The sequence below is a fragment of the Acinetobacter sp. CIP-A165 genome (genome assembly GCF_000367985.1).
Taxonomy (GTDB): Bacteria; Pseudomonadota; Gammaproteobacteria; order Pseudomonadales; family Moraxellaceae; genus Acinetobacter.
On the sequence record NZ_KB849202.1, the window covers coordinates 655767 to 682159 of the forward strand.

28 protein-coding genes are annotated in these 26393 nt (G+C 39.4%); 10 read left to right on the forward strand and 18 right to left on the reverse strand.

Translation table 11 applies throughout. The features are described from left to right. The first annotated feature begins 36 nt into the window (after positions 1–36). Positions 37–342: a hypothetical protein gene (locus tag F991_RS08585; RefSeq protein WP_004670612.1), complete on the forward strand. Its 306-nt coding sequence runs from the start codon at positions 37–39 to the stop codon at positions 340–342. On the opposite strand, the gene F991_RS08590 is transcribed toward F991_RS08585, so the two are convergent. The 3 genes from F991_RS08590 to F991_RS08600 all read right to left on the reverse strand — a co-directional run bounded on the left by F991_RS08590 (position 313) and on the right by F991_RS08600 (position 2828). Further along, entirely contained in the window at positions 313–867 is a 555-nt protein-coding gene (locus tag F991_RS08590) for a hypothetical protein (RefSeq protein WP_004670613.1), read from the reverse strand. The genes F991_RS08585 and F991_RS08590 overlap by 30 nt on opposite strands. Before the next feature lie 76 nt (positions 868–943). Next, positions 944–2248, reverse strand: a complete 1305-nt coding sequence (locus tag F991_RS08595; RefSeq protein ID WP_004670614.1) for a hypothetical protein — start codon at positions 2246–2248, stop codon at positions 944–946. Continuing rightward, on the reverse strand, positions 2241–2828 hold the full coding sequence (locus tag F991_RS08600) for a hypothetical protein (protein ID WP_228127770.1): 588 nt from the start codon (positions 2826–2828) through the stop codon (positions 2241–2243). Before F991_RS08600 ends, F991_RS08595 begins: the two co-directional genes overlap by 8 nt. A 289-nt stretch (positions 2829–3117) precedes the next feature. On the opposite strand from F991_RS08600, the gene F991_RS17480 reads away from it, so the two are divergent. From F991_RS17480 to F991_RS08615, 4 genes are all read left to right on the forward strand, one after another. Continuing rightward, positions 3118–3264 (forward strand): hypothetical protein, encoded by a 147-nt coding sequence (locus tag F991_RS17480; protein WP_004670616.1) that lies wholly within the window; start codon positions 3118–3120, stop codon positions 3262–3264. A gap of 203 nt (positions 3265–3467) precedes the next feature. Beyond that, the gene (locus F991_RS08605) at positions 3468–4634 is read left to right on the forward strand and encodes an ATP phosphoribosyltransferase regulatory subunit (RefSeq protein ID WP_004670617.1); all 1167 of its coding nucleotides are present in this window, start codon (positions 3468–3470) and stop codon (positions 4632–4634) included. 56 nt (positions 4635–4690) lie between these two features. Further along, entirely contained in the window at positions 4691–6010 is a 1320-nt protein-coding gene (locus F991_RS08610) for an adenylosuccinate synthase (RefSeq protein WP_004670618.1), read from the forward strand. Between the two features lie 81 nt (positions 6011–6091). Beyond that, positions 6092–6397 (forward strand): putative quinol monooxygenase, encoded by a 306-nt coding sequence (locus F991_RS08615; RefSeq protein WP_004670619.1) that lies wholly within the window; start codon positions 6092–6094, stop codon positions 6395–6397. A gap of 427 nt (positions 6398–6824) precedes the next feature. On the opposite strand, the gene F991_RS17745 is transcribed toward F991_RS08615, so the two are convergent. Next, on the reverse strand, positions 6825–7820 hold the full coding sequence (locus F991_RS17745) for a helix-turn-helix transcriptional regulator (protein ID WP_004670621.1): 996 nt from the start codon (positions 7818–7820) through the stop codon (positions 6825–6827). 216 nt (positions 7821–8036) lie between these two features. Between F991_RS17745 and F991_RS08625 the strand changes: the two genes are divergently transcribed. The 4 genes from F991_RS08625 (at position 8037) to F991_RS08640 (ending at position 11811) form a co-directional block, all read left to right on the forward strand. Further along, a complete protein-coding gene (locus F991_RS08625; protein ID WP_004670622.1) occupies positions 8037–9587 on the forward strand; it encodes a circularly permuted type 2 ATP-grasp protein in 1551 nt (516 codons plus the stop codon). Positions 9588–9681: 94 nt separating this feature from the next. Then, on the forward strand, positions 9682–10284 hold the full coding sequence (locus F991_RS08630; protein WP_004670623.1) for an alpha-E domain-containing protein: 603 nt from the start codon (positions 9682–9684) through the stop codon (positions 10282–10284). After that, positions 10281–11060: a transglutaminase family protein gene (locus tag F991_RS08635; RefSeq protein WP_004670624.1), complete on the forward strand. Its 780-nt coding sequence runs from the start codon at positions 10281–10283 to the stop codon at positions 11058–11060. Before F991_RS08630 ends, F991_RS08635 begins: the two co-directional genes overlap by 4 nt. Positions 11061–11076: 16 nt before the next feature. Beyond that, on the forward strand, positions 11077–11811 hold the full coding sequence (locus F991_RS08640; protein ID WP_004670625.1) for a proteasome-type protease: 735 nt from the start codon (positions 11077–11079) through the stop codon (positions 11809–11811). 57 nt (positions 11812–11868) lie between these two features. Here the strand turns inward: F991_RS08640 and F991_RS08645 are convergent, their stop codons facing one another. The 14 genes from F991_RS08645 to ppsA form a co-directional block, all read right to left on the reverse strand. Next, complete coding sequence (locus tag F991_RS08645; RefSeq protein ID WP_004670626.1) at positions 11869–12336, reverse strand: DoxX family protein; 468 nt, start codon at positions 12334–12336, stop codon at positions 11869–11871. A gap of 70 nt (positions 12337–12406) precedes the next feature. Continuing rightward, positions 12407–13480 (reverse strand): alanine racemase, encoded by a 1074-nt coding sequence (alr, locus tag F991_RS08650; RefSeq protein ID WP_004670627.1) that lies wholly within the window; start codon positions 13478–13480, stop codon positions 12407–12409. A 59-nt stretch (positions 13481–13539) separates the two neighbouring features. Beyond that, positions 13540–14985 carry a replicative DNA helicase gene (gene dnaB, locus F991_RS08655; RefSeq protein WP_004670628.1) on the reverse strand — a complete coding sequence of 482 codons (1446 nt, stop codon included), beginning with the start codon at positions 14983–14985 and terminating at the stop codon, positions 13540–13542. Positions 14986–15137: 152 nt separating this feature from the next. Then, entirely contained in the window at positions 15138–15437 is a 300-nt protein-coding gene (locus tag F991_RS08660; protein WP_004670629.1) for a TM2 domain-containing protein, read from the reverse strand. Between the two features lie 116 nt (positions 15438–15553). After that, positions 15554–16000, reverse strand: coding sequence for a 50S ribosomal protein L9 (gene rplI / locus F991_RS08665; protein WP_004670630.1), 447 nt, complete (start codon positions 15998–16000; stop codon positions 15554–15556). Between the two features lie 12 nt (positions 16001–16012). Continuing rightward, complete coding sequence (gene rpsR / locus F991_RS08670) at positions 16013–16240, reverse strand: 30S ribosomal protein S18 (RefSeq protein WP_004648825.1); 228 nt, start codon at positions 16238–16240, stop codon at positions 16013–16015. 11 nt (positions 16241–16251) lie between these two features. Next, positions 16252–16635 carry a 30S ribosomal protein S6 gene (gene rpsF, locus F991_RS08675; RefSeq protein WP_004670631.1) on the reverse strand — a complete coding sequence of 128 codons (384 nt, stop codon included), beginning with the start codon at positions 16633–16635 and terminating at the stop codon, positions 16252–16254. A gap of 203 nt (positions 16636–16838) precedes the next feature. After that, positions 16839–17717, reverse strand: coding sequence for a heme o synthase (cyoE, locus tag F991_RS08680; protein WP_004670632.1), 879 nt, complete (start codon positions 17715–17717; stop codon positions 16839–16841). A 10-nt stretch (positions 17718–17727) separates the two neighbouring features. Next, the gene (locus F991_RS08685; RefSeq protein WP_004670633.1) at positions 17728–18057 is read right to left on the reverse strand and encodes a cytochrome o ubiquinol oxidase subunit IV; all 330 of its coding nucleotides are present in this window, start codon (positions 18055–18057) and stop codon (positions 17728–17730) included. After that, positions 18057–18677 carry a cytochrome o ubiquinol oxidase subunit III gene (gene cyoC / locus F991_RS08690; protein WP_004670634.1) on the reverse strand — a complete coding sequence of 207 codons (621 nt, stop codon included), beginning with the start codon at positions 18675–18677 and terminating at the stop codon, positions 18057–18059. Before cyoC ends, F991_RS08685 begins: the two co-directional genes overlap by 1 nt. Positions 18678–18681: 4 nt before the next feature. Beyond that, positions 18682–20664 (reverse strand): cytochrome o ubiquinol oxidase subunit I, encoded by a 1983-nt coding sequence (gene cyoB / locus F991_RS08695; protein ID WP_004670635.1) that lies wholly within the window; start codon positions 20662–20664, stop codon positions 18682–18684. Between the two features lie 3 nt (positions 20665–20667). Continuing rightward, positions 20668–21711: a ubiquinol oxidase subunit II gene (gene cyoA, locus F991_RS08700; protein WP_004670636.1), complete on the reverse strand. Its 1044-nt coding sequence runs from the start codon at positions 21709–21711 to the stop codon at positions 20668–20670. Between the two features lie 299 nt (positions 21712–22010). After that, positions 22011–22787 (reverse strand): RDD family protein, encoded by a 777-nt coding sequence (locus F991_RS08705; RefSeq protein WP_004670637.1) that lies wholly within the window; start codon positions 22785–22787, stop codon positions 22011–22013. Positions 22788–22853: 66 nt separating this feature from the next. Continuing rightward, positions 22854–25232 (reverse strand): phosphoenolpyruvate synthase, encoded by a 2379-nt coding sequence (ppsA, locus tag F991_RS08710; RefSeq protein WP_004670638.1) that lies wholly within the window; start codon positions 25230–25232, stop codon positions 22854–22856. Between the two features lie 158 nt (positions 25233–25390). On the opposite strand from ppsA, the gene F991_RS08715 reads away from it, so the two are divergent. Beyond that, positions 25391–26227, forward strand: a complete 837-nt coding sequence (locus F991_RS08715) for a posphoenolpyruvate synthetase regulatory kinase/phosphorylase PpsR (protein WP_004670639.1) — start codon at positions 25391–25393, stop codon at positions 26225–26227. Positions 26228–26393: the final 166 nt, after the last annotated feature.

The following is a 26393-nucleotide window of genomic DNA, read 5'->3' on the forward strand; positions in this document are numbered from 1 at the left end:
TTAGTTTAAATTTTATAAATTAACTTGGGGATTTAAATGACATTCATATTGATGTGGGGATTTATTGCGCTTTTATTATTAGCGGTTATTTTTTTATTCTGGTTTCAGTTTAAAAATAAACCAGAGCCAAATTGTGATGCTCAAATTTTACATGTAGAAGAAAAGGTTTTGCATTTAGAGCTACATCTTAAAAAGAGTTTAGAAATCATGCAGGACTTAGCCAAGAAAATGCATACTCAGCAAGAAGTGCTCGATAAAATGATCGCCAATGTTGCTGCGCTGGAAAAGCAAAATGTTGAGTTGGTGAAAGTGTTAGAGACTTTGGTCGGGCATCGTAAATAACGATTCATCACAAACATCTCCACTTGGTAAAGAAATGACCGTACCATCTAAAACCTTATCAAACTGCTTATAAGCTGATAGTCGTGGCTTGGTATTGGTTGTTACACCAAGTATTTCTTGTACCACACTTCCATTTTTGGAATCACCATTGCTAAAACGTTCATAAATACAACCAATGGCTCTCGACCCTTCATTCGTGATTTGTTTTACTAGAATTTTATTTTGTGTATCTGCCAGTAATTTTTTCTGTAACTGTTTTGCATACTGACTCACGGCTTTACGTTGTTCTTCAGTTGGGTAGGTTTTCTGGATGTATGCATCAATATCATCACGGATACCATTCTGATCGGCATCAATACCAGCAACAGTATCGGTACGATCGAGTTTTGGTAGCTCACCGCTATTTTCCATTTTTGCAATTTTTTCGGCAGGTGTAAGTGGCGTATCTGATTTAGAATCGTCATCATTACCACAGCCTGTGAGTATCGACATACATAACAGACTGATTATGATTTTTGTTTGCATAAAATTTTGCTCAATGAATACCTCTCTGAAAATTAAGGAGGTATTCATTATAAAATAATATGAAGGTCTAATAATATTATTCCAAAGAAACAGAGTACTTTTGAGTCTGAGGGTCTAGATTAACACGAACATTAAACATGTCGAAGGTTGGGGTATCTCTTGTTTCAGCACCCATTACGACAGATTTTGTACCAAGTACGCCAGCAGCATCTGATGAAATTTGTACAGTTGCTTTTCTACCTTCTGCACGAGCATAGTTTGCTAGAGAAATGTTATAAACACCTGTTGAGAGCTTGGTCTTGTCACAACTTGCGAAATAATGCTCTGGACCAAAGCTATGTGTATTATCTACATCTAGATAGCCTGATGTACCTTGCTTGTTGCTATAAAATACATGACTACCTGATGGCTCAAATGTATGCAAATCCACATCCCCACTTCCATCCCATGATAAGGTTACAGTGAAGAATCCTTGACTAGCTTGGGTTGGAGGTGCTTTTAATGATGCTAATGCAGTATCGACATACCCTTTGATACTTTCGTACATACCAAAGGCTGGGTTCATATACGTTTCTATGAGACCATGCCCCAAAAAGTCACGCCCATGATTATTCATCAATGGTTTGAATATCGGAATGTTATGGGTCACAGGTGGCACACTACCAAATGCTCGTAGTCCATTAATGACTAAATCTTGATCCGCAAGAACATGTGAGCCATTGGTGATTGGTGAGGCAGGCGCAATGTGTATCACTTGAACTGATTCACTGGATATTTTACTTGTCGTGTAGTTGTATGCATTATTTACAAATAGGTTGCCTTGTGAATGAGCAACAAAAAGCAGTTTTTTCCCTTCTAGTATCCAACTGTCGATTTTTGTTTGATGCTCTTCATAGTTCGCAATCGTTGCAGGTGGATTTGCCAATAAGGCAGATAAGTTTTTAATAAAGTTTGCTTGTAATACTTGTCGCCATTGCCCAGCATTAACAATTAACTCAGGAATGCTAAGGTTAATTCGATCCCACCAAGTGCCTTGATCTTTTAAGACTTGAAAGAAGAGTTCCCAGCGTTCTCTTAATAGATGCTGTTCTTCAAAACGCTGTTCAAAAGTTTCGACAAAATCTTCATAGCCATTTGAGTGGTTATACATCACGTCATAGTCAATGGTTCCTCCATCTGGAGAAGTCTCTCCATGGATAATTCTTAATCTTTCCAAATTATCACGAGCAACCTGATGTGATGTCATAACACCATTAAAAAGGGCAAAAACAGTTTCCCCATCGACTTTGCAAATATTATTTTCAGCTGAAATTTCACTTGCGTGAAGAGAGCTAGAGAAAATTAATGTGGTCGATAAGATAAAAGTAATAATTTTATTCATCACAAACATCTCCACTTGGTGAAGAAATGACTGTGCCATCTAAAGCTTTATCTAAGGCAATATATTGCAATAAGCGTTGTTTCGTATTAGTTGTAACACCAAGAATTTCTTCAACAACACTTCCACCATTAGGTGAATTTCCACTAGGCACTTTCTTAAAAATGCAACTAATTGCTCTTGAAGTGGTATTTGTTGCTGCCTTAACTATAATTTTATTTTCTAAATCAACCAACAAAGACGCTTGTAAGCTTCTTGCATACTGACTCACGGCTTTACGTTGTTCTTCAGTTGGGTAGGTTTTCTGGATGTATGCATCAATATCATCACGGATACCATTCTGATCGGCATCAATACCAGCAACAGTATCGGTACGATCGAGTTTTGGTAGCTCACCGCTATTTTCCATTTTTGCAATTTTTTCGGCAGGTGTAAGTGGTTTATCTGATTTAGAATCGTCATCATTACCACAGCCTGTTAGTATCCCCATACATAACAGGCCTATTATGATTTTTGTTTTCATAAAACCCTCATTGATTAAATGTCTTTTATAATGAATCGCCTGAAATTTAGGCATATTCATAATATAACTAAATGGCTATAAAGGAAATTGTTTTATTAAAGGTAATTTTTAATATTAAGGTTGGTTTAATAATATGTATTTTAATTTTGTTTCTCTAATTAATGAAGATGTTTTACGTATGAGTTCGATTAATTAAATATTATTTATGCAATAAATCTAGTGAATTACCCTAACGATGGCTAGATGTATTTCATAATGTATGTTTTCTTTTCTTAGCAAACTTATTATATATGTTTTTATTGCCCAAGCTTTTTCTTATTAATGTTTAAGTGAGAAACTTCGCCTAGCTATGTTAGAAAAAGGTTGTTTTGCGTTCAATACACAAGCGATTAAAGCGATTCAAAAATCAAATAAGGTGAATTGGAAACAAGGTGATAGTTCAGGTATTGGGCAGTTCTTTGGAAAGCGAACTTGGTTTTTTGAGCCAGATCAATAACAATAATCTATTGAAAATATTGGTTAATTATATAAAATCTGTTTGTTTTTTAGAGAGTGGAATAAGCAGTTTTTATTCAAATTCTCAGGTGCATCGCATAAATCTTCATGCTACACTACGCTGAATCGGGCATTCACCCGATTTTTTTATGTGGCTGCTTTTTGTGTGGATGCTTCCACGGTGAACAGATTTTAGGTTTGAACATGACCATTTCAGAGACATGGTTGCTCCCTGACGGGGTAGCAGATGTATTACCCGAACAAGCGCAAGTGGTTGAAACTCTGCGCCGAGAAGCTTTAGATTTCCTCGCAGTTCGAGGTTATCAATTGGTCTATACGCCATTTATTGAACACATCGAATCGTTGTCCTCACTTTCCGAATCCAATCAAGATTTAGATTTAGTTACTTTCAAAGTGATTGATCAACTATCTGGTCGTTTGCTTGGAATTCGTGCGGATATGACACCGCAAGTTGCGCGTATTGATGCACATGTTCTTCCCGTTGAAGGTGTTGCACGTTATTGCTATGCAGGCACAGTGTTACATACAAAAGCACAGAACTTTAATGCAACGCGCACACCTTTACAGTTAGGTGCGGAGTTGTATGGTCATGACAGCATCGAAGCTGATGTTGAAATGATTGATGTGATGTTAGGTTTAATTGAACATGCGCATACCTTAGAGGGTGTTCATTTAGATTTAGGGCATGTTGGTTTATTCCGCAGCTTGGTCAAACGAGCAGGATTAAATAAAAATACCGAAAACCAACTGTCAGATTTATATCAACGTAAAGCATTGCCTGAGTTAGAGGAATTTACCCAAGACTTAGCAATGGGCGCTGATTTTTATGCATTAGGTCGTTATGCAAGTGATCTTGATGCTTTACAAACGCATTTAAGCCAAGATATTTTGAATGATGTTGATTTTAGAAATGCGTTTGATGCATTAAAAACAACATTTGCGCAAATTCAATCACAATGGTCTAACCTAAATATTGGGATCGATGTGATTGAGTTGCGTAGTTATCACTATCATACAGGTTTAATGTATGCCATTTATGCACCTAATCGTGCTGCGCCACTTGCACAAGGTGGACGCTATGATGGCATCGGTGAGCATTTTGGACGTGCACGTCCAGCAACAGGATTTAGTTGTGACCTATATGCTTTAGGCGCTACCCAGTTTGTGGAAATAGAAACTTTAGTTGCCCCTAAAGGTCATGACCAAGATTTATTAAAAGCAATTGCGGATGCCCGAAGCCAAGGTCTACGTGTGGTGCAATTGTTAGGTAGTGATGATTTAAGCTCGGTGCCTTATGCGACCCATCAGATGGTGTCTCAAAATGGGCAGTGGGTGATTGAAAAAATTTAATTGCTAAGCTCACAGCTTGGTTTCCAATTTTAACAGCATGATGTAATGAGGCTATTATGGGCAAAAATGTTGTGGTACTTGGTACCCAATGGGGCGACGAAGGCAAAGGTAAAATCGTCGACCTGCTCACAGATCAAGCGGCTGCGGTCGTACGCTATCAAGGTGGACACAACGCGGGTCATACGCTTGTGGTCGGTGGTAAGAAGACTGTATTACACCTCATTCCATCAGGTATCTTACGTGAAAACGTATTATGCTTAATTGGAAATGGTGTGGTTCTATCTCCTGAAGCATTAATCAAAGAAATGGCAATTTTGGAAGCAGAAGGCGTACCTGTTAAAGATCGTCTCCGTATTTCTCCAAACTGTCCATTAATTTTGCCAAACCACATTGCACTTGACCAAGCACGTGAGAAAAAACGTGGAAATGCCAAAATTGGTACAACAGGTCGTGGTATCGGTCCAGCTTATGAAGATAAAGTTGCTCGCCGTGCTGTGCGTGTAGCAGATTTGATTCGTGGTGGTGCGTTACTTGAAGAAAAACTTCAGGAAATGCTAGAGCTTCATAACTTCCAGCTTTCTCAATTCTATGGCGTTGATGAAGTGAAGTTTGAAGATGTACTTGCTCTTTGTAATGAATGGCGTGAAGTACTAGCTCCATTGGTCATTGACGTGACTAAAGTGTTACATGATTACCGCAAAGAAGGTAAGGCGATCATGTTTGAGGGTGCACAAGGTTCATTACTTGACATCGATCATGGTACTTATCCATATGTAACCAGTTCAAATACAACTGCTGGTGGTGTGAGCTCTGGTTCAGGTATGGGACCACTTCATTTAGATTATGTACTTGGTATTACCAAAGCTTATACAACTCGTGTTGGTGCTGGCCCATTCCCAACTGAGTTGCACTATGATGCAGTGACAGATCAAGGTGATGCGATTGGCCGTCATTTAGGAACAGTAGGTCACGAGTTTGGCGCGTCTACTGGTCGTCAGCGTCGTTGTGGTTGGTTTGATGCTGAGATTTTGCGTCGTTCAGTTGAAGTAAACTCTTTATCAGGTATCTGCTTAACGAAGTTAGATGTTTTAGATGGTTTAGAAGAAATCAAAATCTGCGTGGGTTATGAAGATGTAGATTCTGGCTGTGCTGGTTCATCAGATGCGATTTCATTTGAAAGCCTAAAGCCAATCTATGAAACCATGCCTGGTTGGAGTGAGTCTACCGTTGGCTTGACTCAAATTGATCAACTGCCTGCAAATGCATTGGCTTATGTACGTCGTATTGAAACGTTAATTGGTTGCCCAATTGATATCGTTTCAACGGGCCCTGATCGTGCAGAAACAATTGTTTTACGTCATCCATTTTCAGCATAAGCTGAGTCGATGATAAAAAAGCCCTCAAATTTGTTTTGAGGGTTTTTTTATGGAAAACTTTTGAATAAGGGGGGGGGTTGTATGACATTAAAATTAATTGCCGAAGATTTTATTCAGCCAGATAAAATCGAAATTGTTTTACCACTTTATCGAGAGCTTGTTGAGAAAACAAAAGCAGAAGCTGGGTGTTTAGCTTATGATCTTTATCATGATATAAAGCAGAAAGGGCACTTTGTTTTTATTGAAGAATGGGTTGATCGAGCTGCTTTAGATCAGCATATTCAGTCAGAGCATTTTCAAAGACTTGTAGCTGACATAGATCAATATCAAGTTCATGTGGGACGTTTTACGCATTTACATGGTTTTGAAGCATTATTGCAAGAATAGTTTTTGTGTATTTAACATCTATTTATAAAACCAGCGATAATAGATATCTTTCATCATAGTTTAGCCGCTTTGTATTTCTCCCGACGGGAGAAAAAAGGGATGTATGTAAAAAGTTTAATAGCAAAAAATCAGCTTTTGAATCCCATCTTTGTTATTTCACAGATTCTATAATCCTCGTTATATTGTTTTTACATTCAAAACAAAGAGGGTTTTAATAATGACCATGAAAACGATTCGCTACAATGGATATGAATTAGCATGCCGATGCTGAATTATATTCTAGTGATGAAATGGCACAAACCAATTCTGATCGCATGGGGGGAAAGAATTGGTTTGATTATTTTAATAGAACAAAAATCAGCTTATTTCTAAATAAAAAATTCTAAAAAGTTTGAGAGAACCAAGTGGTTCTCTTTTTTTAGTTGGATTATTCTTCCTTCACCGCATTATAAACAACCGCTGGTTCAATATTTAATAACTTTTTACCAAAACTTCTTAACCACCACACCAGTTGCGAGGTAAAAGGAACAGTGGCACAAACCACAACGATATTTTCCTCTAGAGGCTGAATGACCTGATCTTTGCTTAGCTGACTCTCATAGAAACTTTGAGCGGTACTTTCAGTCATGGTGAGTTTCAGTTCAACGAGCTCAGTTGCTTTACTATAATCAACGCGGAAACCCAGCGCACCAGAATCAATATAGCTATCAATATCGAAATTTACAGGATGTAGTGCGCGGCTATCTAATACTGTAGCTGCTTTAAAACGGTGCAAAGCAAAAGTTTGTACATCGGTTTTGTCATTCCGTGTACAGATCAAATAAATCACAGCACCTTTTTGGACCAAAGCTAAAGGATTAAGAATATAGCTCTTATCTTCACCTTGATTGATTCTTGCTCGATAAATGCACTCAATTTGCTTGTCTTGTAGTAGCCCTTCGTAAATTGCTTGTTGCGCGTGCTTATCCACCATAGGTGGAATTAATGGTTGATTGGCAGGGACAATACGAACGCGGTTGATCCATTGTCTAACGTTGTTTTGAGTGGAGAGACTACGTTTTGCCAGATCAAACCAAGGAGTCATTTCCTCAAGTAAACTTGGGGGAAGTAAGTGACGTAAATGTTCTTCTACCATCATAAAAGTCACTGCTTGTGAGCTGGTCATATGTGGCAAGCTTTGGATAGGGGCATCTGAACGCCAGCGCCATCCTTGGGGTACGGTTTTATTGCTTTCAATCGGGAAGCGTTGTGCGATTTGATTTAAATCGCGTTGAATTGTACGGAGGCTGATTTCAATCCCTTCACGCTCTAAGATTTCTTGTAATTCACGGGTGCCCATCCATTTTCCTGTGGAGAGACGAGATAAAATTTGCCATTGGCGATAAAGGCTATTTGAGGTTTCTTTTTCTTGTATGGATGACATAAGCTGGGTACGTAATTTAATGATCTAAAGCAGACACAATAAAAAAACTATATCTATTTAGCAAGCCCATCATATTTAGATTACGTATTTACGACTGAAATGTACCCAAACTTGTTTAAATATTTTAAATCTGATCAAAAAAGAAGCTTTTTATATGAATGGCACTGAAATTGCTTATTTGATTTATGAATAAATAAACGATGAAGCGAGGTTTATATGTCAGAACAAGAACACAACCTAGATATCAGCACAGACTATTACGCTCCAGATCAAGTAGCGACAGTCTCGGTACATTCATCTACATTTACTCAACAGCTCAATGTCAAAAAAAATCTATTTGAGCAACTAAAGTCACAATTTTTTAATGAGATGTTAGACGATGAAAGTTTTAATGGTGAAGCATCAAGAAAAATTGAGCAATGGTTGAGCCTGCATAGTCTTGATGACTTAAAAGCACTCGGTGCTGAGGCAAAACAACATTTTTTATATCAAGGTATTACCTTTAATGTTTATGCCGATCAAGAAGGGGTAGAGCGAACCATTCCTTATGATTTGATCCCGCGTGTCATTGAAAAAAAACAGTGGGAAAAGATCGCAGCAGGATGTACGCAACGAGTCAAAGCGTTGAACTACTTTCTAGACGATATTTATCACGGACAAAATATTTTAAAAGAGGGTTTGATCCCTGCACAGCAAGTGATGACACATGAGGCTTTCCAACCGCATATGTTAAAGCATGCTTTAAAAGGTAAGGTTTATTCACAAATCAGTGGTATTGATATTGTTCGAGATGGTCGAGGCGATTTTTTTGTTCTTGAGGACAATTTAAGAACACCTTCTGGTGTGTCTTATATGATCGAGAGTCGTAAAATTAGTCAAAAGCTGATGCCAGATTTGTGCCTAAGTAATAATTTACAAGGGATCGAGCACTTTCCAAGCGTGTTACGAGAAATTTTAGAAGAAAATGCATATGTTGATCATCCCTTAATCGTTGTTTTAACGCCGGGTCGATTTAATTGTGCCTATTATGAGCATGCATTTTTAGCGCGTGAAATGGATGTTCCCTTGGTGACCAGTCGAGATTTATTTGTAGAGGATGATAAAGTTTATGTCAAAACGATTCGTGGCCGTCAACAAGTTGATGTGATTTATCGTCGGGTAGATGATGAGTTTTTAGACCCATTGATTTTTAGACCCGATAGTTGTTTAGGTGTTGCTGGCCTTATGGCGGCATATTTACAACATAATGTGGTGATTGCCAATGCGCCGGGAACAGGTGTGGCAGATGACAAGTCTATCTATCCCTATGTGGATCAGATGATTCAATTCTATTTAGGTGAAACGCCAATTTTGAATAATGTTCCGACTTATCAATGTCGTGATGCTGAGCAGCTTGATTATGTGTTAAGCAATCTAGAGAAATTGGTGGTAAAAGAGGCGCAAGGTTCAGGCGGCTATGGCATGTTAATTGGTCCTCAGGCAAATGAACAACAAATTGAGGCATTCAGAGAAAAAATTATTGAAGCGCCGCATTTATATATTGCACAAACAACTTTAGCACTATCCGTTGCACCTACACTGACATCTGATGGTGTGGCAGAACGACATATTGATTTACGTCCCTTTGTACTAAGCTCACCTTATCGCACTGAAATCGTTCCTGGTGGCTTAACCCGTGTCGCTATGCAAGCAGGTTCGTTGGTTGTTAATTCTTCTCAAGGTGGAGGAATCAAAGATACATGGGTGGTTGAAACATTACCTTCTTAACGGTCTTCCTAGCAGTGCTTTAGTCTAAAACACAGAACTGTATTTTATCGGGATGTGTTCTAGATGATTTTAAAATATATAAGGGAGGACATGTATGGTTTTACTTCGCTCAAATGCCCAACATATTTACTGGTTGGGTCGTTATTTATTTAGAATTGATCATGTTGTACGTCAGTTGCCATTAGCTAATGATCAGCAAGCAGCGGCATTTGCTCAAGCGCTTTATTTGCAGATTGATGATGCTGAAAGTTTAAATCAGTTTATGTTGGATCGAAAGCAGCCTTATTCATTGTTGAGTCAGCTTGAGATTGCGCGTGATAATATTCAGGAGTTAAGAGGGCTATTATCGGCTCAAGCTTATGCGGAACTCAATCATCTCATTAAAAATGCACCATCTGATGCTTTAGCAATTGGTGATATAGTGAAGCAATGTTGTGCAATTTTAGAAACAGAGCAAGAGGAAATTTGCTTATTCCTACATATTGGACAGAACGTAGAACGAATCGATACCTACTTCCGTTTTCAGCATAATATTAATCATGTGCTTAATACGGTCGAACCCATCATTGAACGGTTGTTTCATTTAGGTTGGGACGATTTAAAGCCGAGTTGGGAGATATTGAAAGATCAGCCTTATTTAAATCAGTTTTATGCATTTACTTATACGCTGGAAAATCAATTTGAGGTAAGCTCATGAAGCTAATGGTGAATCACCAAACTCATTATCGTTATACCGAGACTGCACGAAACAGTGTGCAGTCTATAAAAATGATGCCCCAAAGTTCTCAGCATCAAATTGTTGAGACTTGGCATGTGAGTGTGCCAGGACAATACACATGCAAGCGGGATGCTTTTAATAATTTATGGATTACAGCGACTCAACGTCATGATTATCGTTATTTAACAATTATGGCACAGGGGATTGTTGATTTATTGGATACTGAACTCGGTTATTTTGAAAGTGATATTTCCCCAATGCTTTTTCAGCAGCGTACCGCAATAACTTGTTGTGATTTAGCCATGTCGGACTTTGCTCATTCAGTGGTTAAAGTTAAAGATCGTCAACATTTGATTCTTTTATCAGAGAAAATTTTACAGCAAATTTCTTATCAACCACAAAGTACATCAGTCACAACCTCTGCAATAGATGCATTTTATGCAGGTCAAGGTGTCTGCCAAGACCATGCACATGTATTGATTGCGATGTGTCGTGTACTACAATTACCTGCACGGTATGTTTCGGGATATTTATACGATCGAAATCAACCACACCTTGCCAGTCATGCATGGGCAGAGGTTTTTTTAGATAATCAATGGTATTGTTTCGATGTAAGTAATCAAATATTTACACCTCAGAATCATATCTACGTTGCAGTTGGACGTGATTATCTAGATGTTGCACCAATTCGTGGTGTGCGTGAACAAGGTGGCGTTGAAAGTATGATGTCTACTGTTCAGGTATTGGCTTGTTGAATGTAAAGAGAGAAAGATGACCTATTGTTGTGCATTAAGATTAGAGCAAGGTTTAGTGTTGATTAGCGATACTCGAACCAATGCAGGGGTCGATCATATTTCTGTATTTCGTAAATTGCATACCTTTGGTGTCGAGGGCGAGCGTTTTATTGCACTGCAAACAGCAGGCAATTTGGCAACCACTCAAGCGGTTGTTGGGCACTTGCAAAATACTTTAACTTTAAACCAAGAGCCAAACCTGTATACGGTAAATACCATGTTTGAGGTTGCTGAACTGGTTGGTAAAACCTTACGTCGTGTTTTAGAAGATATTACGAGCAATACACATGAGCAAATGAATTATTCATGCAGTATTTTGGTGAGTGGTCAAATTTTGGGTGAAGATATACAGCTCTATAATGTCTATCCTGAGGGTAATTTTATTCGCGCAACAACAGATACACCATATTTTCAAATTGGTGAAAGCAAATATGGCAAACCCATTTTAGATCGCGCATTACACTATACGATGCCTTTAAGCGAAGGTTTACGCTGTTCATTAATTTCTTTTGACTCAACCTTACGTTCCAATGTTTCTGTTGGTTTGCCTTTAGATGCTTTGGTTTATCATAAGGATAGTTTTAAAAGCCCTGCTGCCAAGCGTATCAATGAAGAAGATCCTTATTTCACCCAGATCAGTAAACAGTGGTCTGAAACCTTGCGCCGTGGTTTGCAAGAGTTACCTGAACCAACAAATGATTATGGTTTATAAAGATCTGAAAGTACCAGTTCACCTGAATAAACATTTATTTTGTGTAGTATTTTTAGCTTAAGACGCAAATTTTTTGTTTAGGATATGATCCAAGGACATAAATCGAGATTTAGATGTAATCAGGATCGCTAAGATCAGCATATATAGAAAATCGTGAATATAAAAAAACCAGCTGAGCCAGCTGATGGAATCTAGATTGGGCGGAATCGTGTGAATTCCAACCGTGTAGAGTGCAGTAAGACAAATGATAAATAAGAGAATACTGCCGATTTGTGTAAATAATCCAATAATTAGCAAGAAGCCTGCTAACATTTCCGTAGCTGAAACAAAGCTACTCATCATCTCAGGGAATGGAATGCCTGCATCAATAATCGTCTCTAGCATAATTAATTTATTTTTCTCAACGAAAAGTTTATTGAAACCCGTTGTGAAAAAGAAAATGCCGAGTGAAATTCGTGCTAGAAAGAGAACAAATTGCTGAAACGGCATTTTATAGAGTGGATTATCGTAAATAAATTTCAACATGCTTTTTTTCGTTTAAATCGTCAAAACCGTATTAAAGATAAAACGAAAAAAGAGCACAAGGCGTATTTGGTTACGGGTTTGTCCGCCGAGATGGTCTTTGTGTTAAACGACACAGTAGTTCGTATCCAATAGTGCCATTGGCATCTGCAACATCATCGACTAAGCGATGCTTACCCCAAAGTTCAACTCGGGTGCCTATTTCTGCCTCAATGCCAGTTACGTCGATTGCGAGCATATCCATGCTGACACGCCCGACAACTGGAACAAGTTGTTGATTAATCGCAACGACGTTTGGTTTTAGATAAGCACGCGGATATCCATCGCCGTAACCAACAGAAACGATGGCAATTTTCATATTTTTTGCCGCAGTGAAACTAGAACCATAACCGACATGCTCACCTTGTTGAATATGATTTAAGGCAATGATTTCAGCACTAAAGGTCATGACTGGTTTTAAATCAAGTGTATGTACGTTTTTATCAGCAAATGGCGTTGCACCATAAAGCATGATTCCCGGACGGACAAAATCGAAATGTAATTCAGGATATTTAAAGATAGCCGCAGAATTACAGCAAGAAGCCATGATCGGCTCACAAGCTTGTTTTACTTGTAGAAACTGATCTATTTGCTGTTCGTTTAAAGCGTGGTCTGCATCTGCGTTGGCGAAGTGCATGGCCAATACACAATTGAAACCTTCCGCCTTTAAACGATGGATCACATGTATAATTTCAGAGCTTTTAAAACCTAAACGATTCATACCGCTATTTAGTTTTATCCAAACTTTTAAGCCAAGTGCGTTATAAGTATTTTTATGTGCTATCAACCATTCAACTTGTTGAGCGTGATGAACCATACATTCAAGTTGATATTGAATCACATGCGTCATTTCATCTTCAGAAAAAACGCCTTCAATTAACGTAATGGGTTGAGTGTATCCAAGTTGCCTGATTTCAATTGCTTCTTCTAAGCAGGCGACACCAAAAGCATCTGTGCGATCTAAGGCGGCTAAGCAGTCTTTGATTCCATGTCCGTAAGCATTGGCTTTAACCATGCTTACAATTTTTGAATGTGGAGCAAGTTGTTTGACACGGTTTAAATTATATTGCAGCGCAGAACTGTCAATATAAACTGTTGCTTGGCGCACCCTGATTTCTCCTTTGGGACGACTTGGAAAAGTATATAAAGCAGGTATTAAATCAACTATTATTCATCGTTATCATATTGCGCATAGAATTCTGGTGATAGATTGCTAAATCGAGTGTATTGACCCTCAAATGCTAAACGGACAGAACCAATCGGGCCATTACGCTGTTTCCCGATAATAATCTCAGCAGTACCTGCCTCTTTAGATTCTTTGTTATAGACTTCATCACGGTAAATAAACATGATTAAGTCAGCATCCTGCTCGATGGCACCAGATTCACGCAAGTCAGACATAACAGGGCGTTTGTTTGGTCGGTTCTCCAAACTACGGTTAAGCTGTGACAGTGCAATCACAGGGCATTGCATTTCTTTTGCCAAGGCTTTCAGGCTTCGAGAAATTTCAGAAATCTCGCCGACACGGTTATCTCCCATGCCCGGGACTTTCATCAACTGTAAATAGTCGACCATGATACAGCCAATTTTGCCATCATGCATTTTGGCGATACGTCGTGCACGTGCTCTTAGTTCAGTTGGTGGCAAGGCAGAGGAGTCATCAATATACAATTGCATTTGTTGTAACTGCAAAATTGTACCTGTGACTTTGGTCCATTCATCTGCATCAAGATTACCTGATCGTAAATGTCCTTGATGGACTTTCCCCATCGCAGAAATCAAACGCATGGCGATCGAGTCGGCTGGCATCTCCATAGAAAAAACCAGAGCAGGCAATCGATTATATTGTAAAACACTTTCAACCAAGTTCATGGCAAATGTGGTTTTACCCATCGATGGACGCGCTGCAACAATGATTAAATCTCCAGCTTGCATCCCAGAGGTTTTATTATCCAGTTCTAAGAAGCCTGTAGTTAAACCTGTGATACTTCCTTCTAATTTAGAAAGTTCATCGAGTTTCATGATTACATCGGCTGTCACTGAACTAATCGATTTAGGACCTGAATCTTTTTTATTATTATTGTGTTGTTCTGCCAATGAAAAGATTTGAGTTTCAGCAAGATCAAGGATTTCACTGACAGGACGACCTTTGGTATCGTAAGCATTTTGCAGAATATCTGTACTTACTTTGATCATTGTACGTAGAGTCGAAAACTCTTTGATCTTGCTGGCATAGGTTTCAAGATTATAAAAACTTGAAGGCGAGTCTGCCATCAATTGCATTAAATATTCTTCACCACCAATTGCATCGAGTAGATTTTGTTTGAGCAACCAATCATTGACTAAAACGGCATCATAAGGCGAGTTTTCTTGGGCAAGTTTCTCAATCGCACGATAGATGTATTTATGGCGTGTTGCATAAAAATCATTTTCTTTGAGTAAGTCACTGACTTGTTCGAATGATTCAGCAACCGTCATCAATGCGGCTAATACCGCTTGCTCAATGGCAAGGTTATGGGGTGGGGTACGGAATTCCTTTAGTTGACCTGAGTCACTCATTTTACTCTCTGTCTTTGGAGGATTTTTTGTAAAATTGGCATTCGCCTGTGACATAACAAGACCTAATAAAAAGATGAAACACTAACGAGTGACTATCTTAATCCAAATGAAGTTGATCTGGAAAATTTAATTCAGTGAAAATTGTGTAAGTGATGCAATAGCATAATAGATAGTCACTTCTGCTATTGCATAATGCGATTCTGTTTTTAAGAGCTTGCAAACCAGTCTGGTACGAATTTACCATTTTTTAAGCGATAAGCAGAAAGACCATAACGAAGATCATTTTTGCGAGCATCTTTGACAAAGCCATTGTCTTTACCCAAAGAATAGAGGAAAGCATCAAGGAGGAGTAGGGTGGCATCGATAAACCACCACAGGCCTAAACCACCAAAGGTAATCAATTTTAAAATACCGCTGGTTTTTTTGCCGAGATAGAAACGATCTATTCCGAACAATCCTAAAAACATAGCGAGTATCAAAGCAATTAAACGGTTTTTCTTTTGCATATCTAACCCTATATTATAGATGGGTGATTATCAAATCATAATTAAAGTTGAATGTTCTTTATATTTTTTAGGCATAAAAAAAGAGCATGTAAAACATGCTCTTTTTTTTGCAGAAATTACTCAGATACGATAGTAACGAGAACTTCAGCAACAACATCATGATGCAATTGAATTGCGACGTTGAATTCACCAGTGTGACGAAGCGCACCGTTTGGTAAACGAACTTCTGCACGGTCTACAACTAGACCAGCATTCGTTAAAGCATCAGCAATATCACGAGTACCGATAGAACCGAAAAGTTTACCTTCATCACCAGCTTTAGCAGTGATAACGATATTAACTTCGTTCAATTGTTCAGCACGTGCATTTGCAGAAGCTAAAATGTCAGCTTCTTGTTTCTCAAGTTCAGCACGACGTGCTTCAAAAGCAGAAGTATTTGCTTCAGTAGCAGCTACTGCTTTACCTTGAGGAATCAAGAAGTTACGACCGTAACCAGCTTTAACTGATACTTTGTCGCCTAATTTACCAAGATTTTTAATGCGTTGTAATAAGATAACGTCCACAGCTCACCTCACTTACTTATGGTTGTCAGTGTACGGAATCAAAGACAAATAGCGAGCTTGTTTAATAGCTAATGCTAATTGACGTTGATAACGAGCTTTAGTACCTGTAATACGGCTAGGAACAATCTTGCCGTTTTCAGTAATGTACTGTTTTAAAGTGTCGATATCTTTATAGTCGATGTACGCAACTTTCTCAGCTGTAAAGCGGCAGAACTTGCGACGACGGTAAAAACGTGCCATTGAGGTTCTCCTTATTCAGCTTCTTGAGTGACGTGTTGTGCTTCTTCACGTTGAGCTTTACGCGCACGTTTTTCTTCAGCACTTTTCGCAAGTAAAGATTCTTCAGTAATTGCGTGTTCACGACGAATAATGATGTTACGAATAATTGCATCGTTATAACGGAACAATTCCTCTAATTCATCAAGAGTCGTTTGACCACATTCAACATTCATAAGAATGTAGTGCGCTTTATGAATTTTGTTAATCGGGTAAGCCAATTGACGGCGGCCCCAATCTTCTAAACGGTGAATTTGACCTTCAGCTTCTTTGATCTGAGAGATATAGCGTTCTACCATACCTACAACTTGATCGCTTTGATCTGGGTGTACTAAAAGTACGATTTCGTAATGACGCATTGTCAGCTCCTTACGGTTTAAACAGCCCCTAACAACAATGTTAGAAGCAAGGAGTCATAACTTAAAAAGTTAAGTCGCAAATTGCGAAGCTGCGATTTTAGACAGGTTTAGTTGAAATCGCAAGCGATATTCGTCGTTTGGCGTGAAGTAAGGCAGTAAAGCCTAGATATGCGAATAAAAAGATAGAGCTGATCTCTATCTTTTTAAAAAATTGGGAGGAAAGGTGCAGGGCTGTTGAAAGTAAAACTAAAACTTAAACTAATCACAGTGATTAAAATCACTGAAAATAGGAAGAAGCGTTTTGCCCAAAGCTGATCGTTCTCAGCTTTAAACCCTAAAATACCAATGTAGAACCAGTACACGCAAAGTGCATTACAGATCACCAGAAAAATAACATTGGTGTATCCATAGACATACAGTGCATTCATCGCCAGCGTAAATAAAACCACATAAATGAGTGATTCTATTTTCGTTCGAAGAATAGAACGAGCTACAGGTAAAATAGGAATTCCTGCATTTTTGTAATCGTCAAAGCGATAGATTGCGATTGCCCATGAGTGTGGCATTTGCCATAAAGCATATGCAACAAAAATCAAAAGGGCAGCCATATCGAATTGATGACTAACAGCCGTATAACCAATAACAGGAGGACTCGCCCCAGAAATACTACCAATCACGGTTTGATGGATTGTGGTACGTTTCGTCCACAAACTATAAAAACCGACATAGACCACAAAACCAATAACTGCGAATAAAAAAGCATAAGCATTGACATAAAACCATAGAATGCTAAAGCCAATCAGACCAAGTACCAATGCATAAAGTAATGCAATGGGAGAGGAGATTGTTTTTTTAACAAGTGCACGGTTCATGGTGCGTTGCATTTTTTGATCGATGTCTTGATCAATTACATTATTTACAACACAACCAGAAGCAACCACGAATGTTGTTCCGATTAAGGTCAATAATAATAAGAAGAGGTCTATAGAGCCTTGGGCGGCTAGAAAAAAGCCGCCCAAGGTGGTAATGAAATTACCGAAGAGAATTCCTGGCTTAGTCAGGAATAAGTATTTTTTCAACATGTCAATCAGTTTAGATCATCATGTTGTAATGTAGATAATTCATAATCCACACAGAACCGACTAGAAGTACAGCGATACATAAAATTGTGTAGATAAATGCAATAAGGTTCCAACGTTGATCAGATGATGTATTCATGTGTAAGAAGTACACAAGTTGTACAAGTACCTGAGCTACGGCAGTGATTGCAATTACTGTAACTAAAACGCCACGACTGAAACCGCCAGCCATCACCATCCCGAAAGGGATGATGGTGAGTAGGACAGAAAGGATAAAACCAACCGTGTATTGTTTTACATTACCGTGTGATGCGCCAGCAGCATTATGATCATGACTACTCATTAGAGAACTCCCAGTAAGTAAACTACGCTGAATACACAGATCCAAACGATGTCAAGGAAGTGCCAGAACAAGCTTAAGCAAGCAAGACGACGTGTATTCGGTAGTGTCAAACCGTTCTTCTTGATCTGATACATGAGTACGATCATCCACACTAAACCAGAGGTTACGTGGATACCGTGTGTACCAACCAAAGTAAAGAACGCTGATAAGAATGCACTCTTAGTTGGGCCATAACCTTCATGAACAAGGTGATGGAATTCATAGATTTCCATCCCAATGAACGTTGCACCAAAAATAAAAGTAATGATTAACCATAAAAGAACTTGGTTAACATTCTTTTTATAAGATGCAAGTACTGCAAATCCAAATGTCACAGAAGAAATAAGGAGTGCAAAGGTTTCAGCTAATACGAATCCCAAAGAATCATGGAATAAGTCGTATGCACTAGGTGTACCAGGTGGAATATGACTGCTTAATACAGCAAATGCGATGAAGAGTGATCCGAAAAGGATCAAGTCACTCATCAAATATGTCCAGAAACCAAAGACCGTTATATCGGTATCATCATGTTCGTGATGACCGTCGTGTCCGTGGTTATCGTGATGAAGTACTTCAGCCATATCCTTAGTCCTTCTTCAAGTGTTTTTCAAGTAACGCATAGCGCTCATTCTCAATACGTTCTACCTCAGCAGCAGGAACATAGTAATCCACATTCTTTGTGAATGAGCTTACGATGAAGCTGATGATAGCAGCGACGAATGAAACGACAACAAGCCACCAAATATGCCAGATGAGAGCAAAACCAAGAATGGTAATGAACATCGCAATGACGAAACCAGCAGCACGATTTGTCGGCATGTGGATATCTTCATATTTGGTATTGCGAGCGTATGCTACACCATTTTCTTTGTCGGTCCAGAAGCGATCGATACCATCGGCAGCAGGAACATGCGCAAAGTTATAAAATGGAGCTGGAGACGAAGTTGCCCATTCTAACGTACGGCTATCCCATGGGTCGCCAGTGTAGTCCATATTGTCTTTGCGTTGTAAGAAGCCAACGATGATTTGCATTAAGAAACATGCAATACCGATTGCAATCAAAACAGCACCAAACAATGCGATCGCTAAGTATGGATCCCATTCAGGGTTGTCATATGTATTCAAACGACGTGTCATACCCATGAAACCAAGGATATAAAGTGGCATGAATGCAAAATAGAAACCGATGAACCAGAACCAGAATGAGGCTTTACCCCATGCTTCATTGAGCTTCCAACCAAACATTTTCGGCCAGTAGAAGATGATGCCGGCAAACATACCAAACACCACACCACCGATAATCACGTTATGGAAGTGAGCAATCAAGAATAATGAGTTATGTACAAGGAAGTCCGCAGGTGGAACAGCCATAAGTACGCCAGTCAAACCACCGATACCAAAAGTCACAAGGAAGCCGAGCGTCCATAACATTGGTGTCGTGAATGTGATACGACCTTTATACATGGTGAATAACCAAGAGAAGATCTTCACACCTGTAGGAATCGCAATAACCATGGTCATGATACCGAAGAACGCATTGACGTTCGCACCAGCACCCATGGTAAAGAAGTGGTGAAGCCATACAACAAACGCAAGTACAGTAATCGCGATGGTTGCATACACCATAGACTTATAACCGAACAACGCTTTACGAGAGAAGGTTGCTACGATTTCTGAGTATAAACCAAAGGCTGGTAATACTAAGATATATACTTCAGGGTGACCCCATGTCCAAATCAAGTTCACATAAAGCATTGGACTACCGCCAAGCTCATTTGTGAAGAAGTGGAAACCGAAGTAACGATCTAGCGTAAGCATTGCAAGTGTACCTGTTAATACAGGGAACGAAGCAATGATCAATACAGCCGTACAAAGTGAAGTCCAAGTGAAGATCGGCATGTCCATCAGTTTCATGCCTGGCGCGCGCATTTTAATAATGGTAACAAAGAAGTTAACACCTGTTAAAAGCGTACCGAGACCAGAAACCTGAAGTGCCCAAATATAATAATCAACACCAACACCAGGAGAATACTCAATACCTGATAGAGGAGGATAAGCCATCCAACCTGTTGCTGCGAACTCACCAAGCGCAAGAGATGCCATCATCAAACCAGCAGCACCGGCGAATAACCAGAAGCTCAAAGAGTTTAATAATGGGAAAGCCACGTCACGTGCACCAATTTGCAGTGGAACGGCGATGTTCATCATACCTACAACAAGACCCATTGCTACGAAGAAGATCATGATTACGCCATGCGCAGTGAAAATCTGATCGTAGTGTTCTGGGTGTAAATAACCTTCACCGCCACCTTTAGCGAGGAAAAGCTGTAAACGCATCATGATTGCATCAGCAAAACCACGCAGAAGCATGACCACTGATACGAGGATATACATGATACCAATTTTTTTATGGTCTACAGAGGTGAACCATTCGTTCCACAAGTAGCCCCATTTTTTGAAATAAGTAATACCTGCAAGAAGTGCGATACCACCTAAAACCATTAATGCAATAGTCACCAACACGATTGGATCGTGTGGAATTGCATCCAACCCTAACTTTCCAAACATGTCTTATTCCTCTGTAGAAGCTGTCGCATGTTCAACATCAGTGGCGTGGTCAGCAGAAGATGCTGAGTGATCTGCACCATGATAGTTGCTCATGTATTGATTGATTACAGATTCGAACAATTTAGGCTCAACCGAAGAGTAATAAGTCACTGGATGTGGGGCAGTAGGATATGATTTCATTTCCTCAGCCGCTTGTTTCTCTTCTGGTGTTTTTGCTTTGGCGATTAGAACTTCGATCTGATGTTTAGAACGGTTACCATCACGTAAAGTTGCTAATTCAGCTTGGTCAAGTGTACCTTTTTGAATTGCTTCAGTATTGATACTTGTACCATTACCCGCTTTTACCGCTTCTACCCACTGTGCAAATTCTGCGTCACTAACACCATGCGCCATGAAACGCATTTGTGAAAAGCCATAACCAGAATAGTTCGCAGAAATACCACGGAAGATACCTGGCTCATCTGCCAATAAGTGAAGATGAGTTTGCATACCTGCCATCGCATAAATTTGACCGCCTAACTGTGGAATGAAGAATGAGTTCATTGTGAAGTTAGAGGTGATTTTAAAGCTGAGTGGCGTTTTTACTGGGAAGCGTATTTCATTTACCGTACCAATATTTTGCTCAGGATAGATAAATACCCATTTGAACTGTTCAGCAATTGCTTGAATCGTTAATGGTGCTTTATCTGATTCTAATGGACGGTAAGGGTCATACTTGTGGGAACCCCACCAAGTTAACCAAGCTAAAATACCAATAATAATGACTGGAACACCCCAAACAACGATCTCAATTGTCGTAGAGTGTGCCCAAGTAGGTTTATAGTCTGCATCTTTATTTGACGCGCGATATTTCCAACCAAACCATAATGCCATAATGATTGATGGGATGACCACCAATAGCATTAGATAGATCGCAGTCATCATCAGGCTACCTTGACCCTGACCAACTGGACCTTTACTGTTTAGAAGTACCATATCACCACCGCACCCAGTTAAGAGCACAGCAAGCGTTGATAAAGACAATACAGCTAAAATCGTTTGTCTCATTTTACAACCTCGGTGAAGAGTCCCATTCCCTAATTAAATTATGGGATAGCGAATAAAGTGTCGCATGTTTGCTAAGAATTTCTTTTAATAAATGCTTAACAAACATGCGACACCGCTACGTTGTTGGGCATTATGCCTCATATTGAAAAACTAAGCTACTGATAAAGTGGTGTGAAATGCTTGTTTTAAAACCCGAATTATTTTGTAGGGATTGTTATTTCGCGATATGCTTTTTCTATAAATATCAGCTTAATATAAAGAAAAGAGGATTTAATCCTCTTTTCTTTATTGATTTGTAATTATTGCTTAATCACTTTGGTTTTTGCGAATTTATCGTGTAATGTTTGGCGGTTTTTGCCAAGTGCAAATGCATAGTCAATGATTGTGATAATCGGGACTAACAGGAAGTTTAAAATAATAAATAAAACGCTACGCAACCAAAACGAGCGGATTAAACTCACCTGATCGTTGCTTTCGACATCAACAATTTTAATTCGAGCAAGTTTTTTGCCGATACTTTGACCAGATTTGGCAATAAAATAAGCTTGAATCATGAGCATAACCAAGATATAGATCATGATGCTCTGCCATGCTTCAACGGGAATGAGTTGAAACAATTGTTGTTGCAGTTCGGCGGCTTTCGATGAAGCAAACTCAGTTGCTTGCATTTGCTGTTGCAGTTCAGAAAGCTGCTGAAGTTGTTCATCGTTGAAATAAAATGATGGAATAGCTAGGGTTGGTAGCCACAACATGAGATCAACCGCTTTGGCTAATGCACGAGAACCAATAGATGCTAGTTCGACATTGCTTTCTTGTGTAGATGCTTTAGCTTGATACTGTTGAGTAGGAGATACTGTTTCAGTTTGAATTGGCGATGGAAATGGAGTTGATGTATGACCAATTGGTTCATACACAAGTTTTCCTTGGGTTAATTCACCAAGCGTTTTCCATTCTGCCATCCCTTCATGCCATGCAAGATCAGTAAGAAGAACTTCTTGACTAGCAAGCATTTGGTTGATTTGTTCTAAGGTATAGGGACCAGCTTGCTGATTATTACGAGCCAAGTAAATTTGCATATATTCTAAATCTCTATCACAAATGATGAAAAAAGACCCCACCAGTGGGGTCTTTTACAATAGTGGTTAAGCTTGCTTAATTTTTTCTTCAGCCAAGAAGAACCAAGTATCAAGCACTGAATCAGGGTTAAGTGAAACAGACTCAATGCCTTGTTCCATGAGCCATTTTGCAAGATCAGGGTGGTCGGAAGGACCTTGACCACAAATACCCACGTATTTTCCTGCTTTACGGCAAGCATGAATCGCCATAGAAAGTAGGGCTTTTACTGCTGGATCACGTTCATCAAATAAATGCGATACGATGCCAGAGTCACGGTCTAGACCTAATGTTAATTGAGTTAAGTCGTTTGAACCGATTGAGAAACCATCGAAGTGCTCAAGGAATTGTTCAGCCAATAAAGCATTGGTTGGTAATTCACACATCATGATGACTTTCAAGCCATTTTCGCCACGTTTCAAACCATTTTGCGCAAGCAGTTCGATGACACGTTTTGCTTCAGAAACAGTACGAACGAATGGAATCATGATTTGAACGTTGGTTAAGCCCATTTCATCACGTACTTTTTTCAAGGCACGGCATTCAAGCTCAAAACAATCACGGAAGTTGTCGGAAACATAACGACTTGCACCACGGAAGCCCAACATTGGGTTTTCTTCTTCTGGTTCGTATAACTTACCACCGATTAAGTTTGCATATTCATTTGATTTGAAGTCAGACATACGAACGATGACTGGCTTTCCTGCAAATGCAGCAGCAAGTGTTGAAATACCTTCAACTAACTTCTCAACATAAAACTCGATAGGCGAGGTGTAACCTGCAGTACGTGTTAGAACAGCAGCACGCGTTTCACGTGGTAAGCTTTCAATGTTGAGTAATGCTTTTGGATGCACACCGATCATACGGTTGATGATGAACTCCAGACGAGCAAGCCCAATACCTTCGTTTGGAATTTGAGCAAAGTCAAACGCTCGGTCAGGGTTACCGACGTTCATCATAATTTTGAACGGAAGCTGAGGCATCGAGTGAATCGAGTTGCGTTGAACTTCAAAGTCTAACGCGCCTTCATAAATAAAGCCCGTATCGCCTTCAGCACAAGAAACGGTGACTTCCTGACCATCAGTAAGAACTTCTGTTGCATTACCACAACCTACAATTGCAGGAACACCGAGTTCACGGGCAATAATTGCTGCGTGACAAGTACGGCCACCACGATTGGTTACAATCGCAGCAGCACGTTTCATGACAGGTTCCCAATCTGGGTCGGTCATATCAGAGACAAGAACATCACCGTCTTGAACTTTGTCCATTTCTTTAATCGAGGTAACCACACGAACTTTACCAGAACCAATACGCTGACCGATTGAACGACCTTCACAAATCACTGTGCCGCGTTGTTTGAGTAGATAACGTTCCATTGTACCGACATTTTGACGGCTTTTTACTGTTTCTGGACGTGCTTGAACGATATAGATTTGACCATCATCGCCATCTTTAGCCCATTCGATGTCCATTGGCGAACCATAATGTTCTTCAATGATCAGCGCTTGTTTGGCTAATTCATGTAATTCATGATCGTTTAACGCAAATTGTTGACGTTCTGGTTTTTCGACATCAACAACAACAACTGATTTACCCGCAGAACCTTCTTCACCATAAATCATTTTTTGGTGTTTAGAACCGAGGTTGCGGCGTAAAACAGAGTGTTTGCCATTATTTAATAGCGGTTTAGATAAATAGAACTCGTCAGGGTTAACTGCACCTTGCACGACCATCTCACCCAAACCATATGATGCGGTAATAAACACGACATCACGGAAACCTGATTCTGTGTCTAGGGTAAACATAACACCAGCAGCACCAGTTTCAGAGCGAACCATACGTTGTACGCCAGCAGAAAGGGCAACGACACTATGCTCAAAACCTTGGTGTACACGATAAGCGATTGCACGATCATTATACAGGGAAGCAAAAACTTCTTTAATCGCAATAAGAACGTTATCAATACCGCGAATATTTAAGAAAGTTTCTTGTTGACCTGCAAATGAAGCGTCTGGTAGATCTTCAGCAGTAGCAGATGAACGTACAGCAACAGCGATGTCTGGATTACCGTTTGAAAGTGCAGCAAAAGCGTCACGAATTTCTTGTTCTAGTGCGGAAGTGAGCGGAGTATCAACAATCCATTTACGGATTTTTGCACCAGTTTCGACAAGTGCATTTACATCATCAACATTGAGTTGAGCCAATTCAGCCTGAATTCGAGCGTTTAAACCGCTTTGATCTAAGAACTCACGATAGGCAGCAGCAGTCGTTGCAAAACCCCCTGGTACCGATACACCAGCATTGGATAAATGGCTGATCATTTCACCTAGAGATGAGTTTTTCCCACCTACGAGTTCTACATCGTGTTTCCCTAGTTTTTCCAGACCGATTACGCGCGCTTCCAAAGTATTTACTCCACTTTTTTTGCAGGATGAATGACCATCATTGGTATGAAATTATACGAAAGTGCTTAGAATTAGTATTTTACTAAGCGACAGTCATGTTAGATGAGTTTACTATAAAGATTATAGAGCACTAAGACAAATGTTTAAGGAGAATTTTGATGCCCGAAAGTAAACAAATTAAACGGAGCGTATTTTTTATTTCAGATGGGACAGCAATCACCGCAGAAACCCTTGGACATTCACTACTTGCGCAATTTCCAAACGTAGATTTTGACATTCATATTATGCCTTATATCACCACTGAAGAAGCGGCAATGAATGTGGTTGTAGAAATCAATGCATGTCAAAAACGTGATGGCTCTTTACCGTTGGTTTTTGATACTTTGGTTGATCCAAATGCCCGTGAAATTATCAATACTGCTAAAGCCGTAAATTTGGATGTATTTGAAGGCTTAATTAGTAAACTTGAACAAGAGCTGGGTATTCCACCAACGACATTGGTTGGACAAACGCACGCAGTAACAGATTCAGAGTCATATAAGGCGCGTATTGATGCGGTGCATTTTGCACTGGACAATGATGATGGTGCGCGAACACGTCATTATGATAAAGCTGATTTAATTTTAGTGGGTGTTTCACGCTCTGGTAAAACCCCAACCTCAATTTATTTGTCGTTACAATTCGGGATTCGTGTTGCAAACTACCCTTTAACTGAAGAAGATCTGGACGACAACCGTCTACCAACGGTCTTGAAAGCACATAAAAATAAGCTCTTTGGTTTAATGATTGATGCTGAGCGTTTAGTTGCGATTCGGAGTGAACGTAAGGCGAATAGTCGTTATGCAAGTTTTAGTCAGTGTCAAATGGAATTACGTGCGATTGAAGGAATTTATATTTCAGAAGGGATTAAATACTTAAATGTCACTGAAATGTCGATTGAAGAAATCTCAACGCGTATTTTGCAGTCGACAGGTTTAAAACGTCGTATTGGTTAATCAAATAGGGCTGCCTAAACACTGCTGGATAGGTGGCCTTTGATTGAAATTTTTTTCTAAATTATGATGCTAAGTTTGTAATAAATATTTAATTAAAAATAAACAATTGATGTTGAATGATAAAATCTAATTAATAAAAATGCCGCTATGATGTTAAATTCCACAC

Excerpts from the sequence above, each read along its gene's own strand:
- F991_RS08640 (WP_004670625.1), top strand. The coding sequence starts at position 11,077 with ATGACCTATTGTTGTGCATTAAGATTAGAGCAAGGTTTAGTGTTGATT.
- F991_RS08615 (WP_004670619.1), top strand. The coding sequence starts at position 6,092 with ATGACATTAAAATTAATTGCCGAAGATTTTATTCAGCCAGATAAAATC.
- F991_RS17480 (WP_004670616.1), top strand. The coding sequence starts at position 3,118 with ATGTTAGAAAAAGGTTGTTTTGCGTTCAATACACAAGCGATTAAAGCG.
- F991_RS08645 (WP_004670626.1), bottom strand. The coding sequence starts at position 12,336 with ATGTTGAAATTTATTTACGATAATCCACTCTATAAAATGCCGTTTCAG.
- F991_RS08605 (WP_004670617.1), top strand. The coding sequence starts at position 3,468 with ATGACCATTTCAGAGACATGGTTGCTCCCTGACGGGGTAGCAGATGTA.
- cyoE (WP_004670632.1), bottom strand. The coding sequence starts at position 17,717 with ATGTTGAAAAAATACTTATTCCTGACTAAGCCAGGAATTCTCTTCGGT.
- F991_RS08705 (WP_004670637.1), bottom strand. The coding sequence starts at position 22,787 with ATGCAAATTTACTTGGCTCGTAATAATCAGCAAGCTGGTCCCTATACC.
- F991_RS08660 (WP_004670629.1), bottom strand. The coding sequence starts at position 15,437 with ATGCAAAAGAAAAACCGTTTAATTGCTTTGATACTCGCTATGTTTTTA.
- F991_RS08630 (WP_004670623.1), top strand. The coding sequence starts at position 9,682 with ATGGTTTTACTTCGCTCAAATGCCCAACATATTTACTGGTTGGGTCGT.
- F991_RS08635 (WP_004670624.1), top strand. The coding sequence starts at position 10,281 with ATGAAGCTAATGGTGAATCACCAAACTCATTATCGTTATACCGAGACT.
- F991_RS08625 (WP_004670622.1), top strand. The coding sequence starts at position 8,037 with ATGTCAGAACAAGAACACAACCTAGATATCAGCACAGACTATTACGCT.
- rpsF (WP_004670631.1), bottom strand. The coding sequence starts at position 16,635 with ATGCGTCATTACGAAATCGTACTTTTAGTACACCCAGATCAAAGCGAT.
- F991_RS08685 (WP_004670633.1), bottom strand. The coding sequence starts at position 18,057 with ATGAGTAGTCATGATCATAATGCTGCTGGCGCATCACACGGTAATGTA.
- cyoC (WP_004670634.1), bottom strand. The coding sequence starts at position 18,677 with ATGGCTGAAGTACTTCATCACGATAACCACGGACACGACGGTCATCAC.
- F991_RS08600 (WP_228127770.1), bottom strand. The coding sequence starts at position 2,828 with ATGAATATGCCTAAATTTCAGGCGATTCATTATAAAAGACATTTAATC.
- rpsR (WP_004648825.1), bottom strand. The coding sequence starts at position 16,240 with ATGGCACGTTTTTACCGTCGTCGCAAGTTCTGCCGCTTTACAGCTGAG.
- F991_RS08595 (WP_004670614.1), bottom strand. The coding sequence starts at position 2,248 with ATGAATAAAATTATTACTTTTATCTTATCGACCACATTAATTTTCTCT.
- dnaB (WP_004670628.1), bottom strand. The coding sequence starts at position 14,985 with ATGTCACAGGCGAATGCCAATTTTACAAAAAATCCTCCAAAGACAGAG.
- F991_RS17745 (WP_004670621.1), bottom strand. The coding sequence starts at position 7,820 with ATGTCATCCATACAAGAAAAAGAAACCTCAAATAGCCTTTATCGCCAA.
- cyoA (WP_004670636.1), bottom strand. The coding sequence starts at position 21,711 with ATGAGACAAACGATTTTAGCTGTATTGTCTTTATCAACGCTTGCTGTG.
- F991_RS08610 (WP_004670618.1), top strand. The coding sequence starts at position 4,691 with ATGGGCAAAAATGTTGTGGTACTTGGTACCCAATGGGGCGACGAAGGC.
- F991_RS08715 (WP_004670639.1), top strand. The coding sequence starts at position 25,391 with ATGCCCGAAAGTAAACAAATTAAACGGAGCGTATTTTTTATTTCAGAT.
- cyoB (WP_004670635.1), bottom strand. The coding sequence starts at position 20,664 with ATGTTTGGAAAGTTAGGGTTGGATGCAATTCCACACGATCCAATCGTG.
- F991_RS08585 (WP_004670612.1), top strand. The coding sequence starts at position 37 with ATGACATTCATATTGATGTGGGGATTTATTGCGCTTTTATTATTAGCG.
- F991_RS08590 (WP_004670613.1), bottom strand. The coding sequence starts at position 867 with ATGCAAACAAAAATCATAATCAGTCTGTTATGTATGTCGATACTCACA.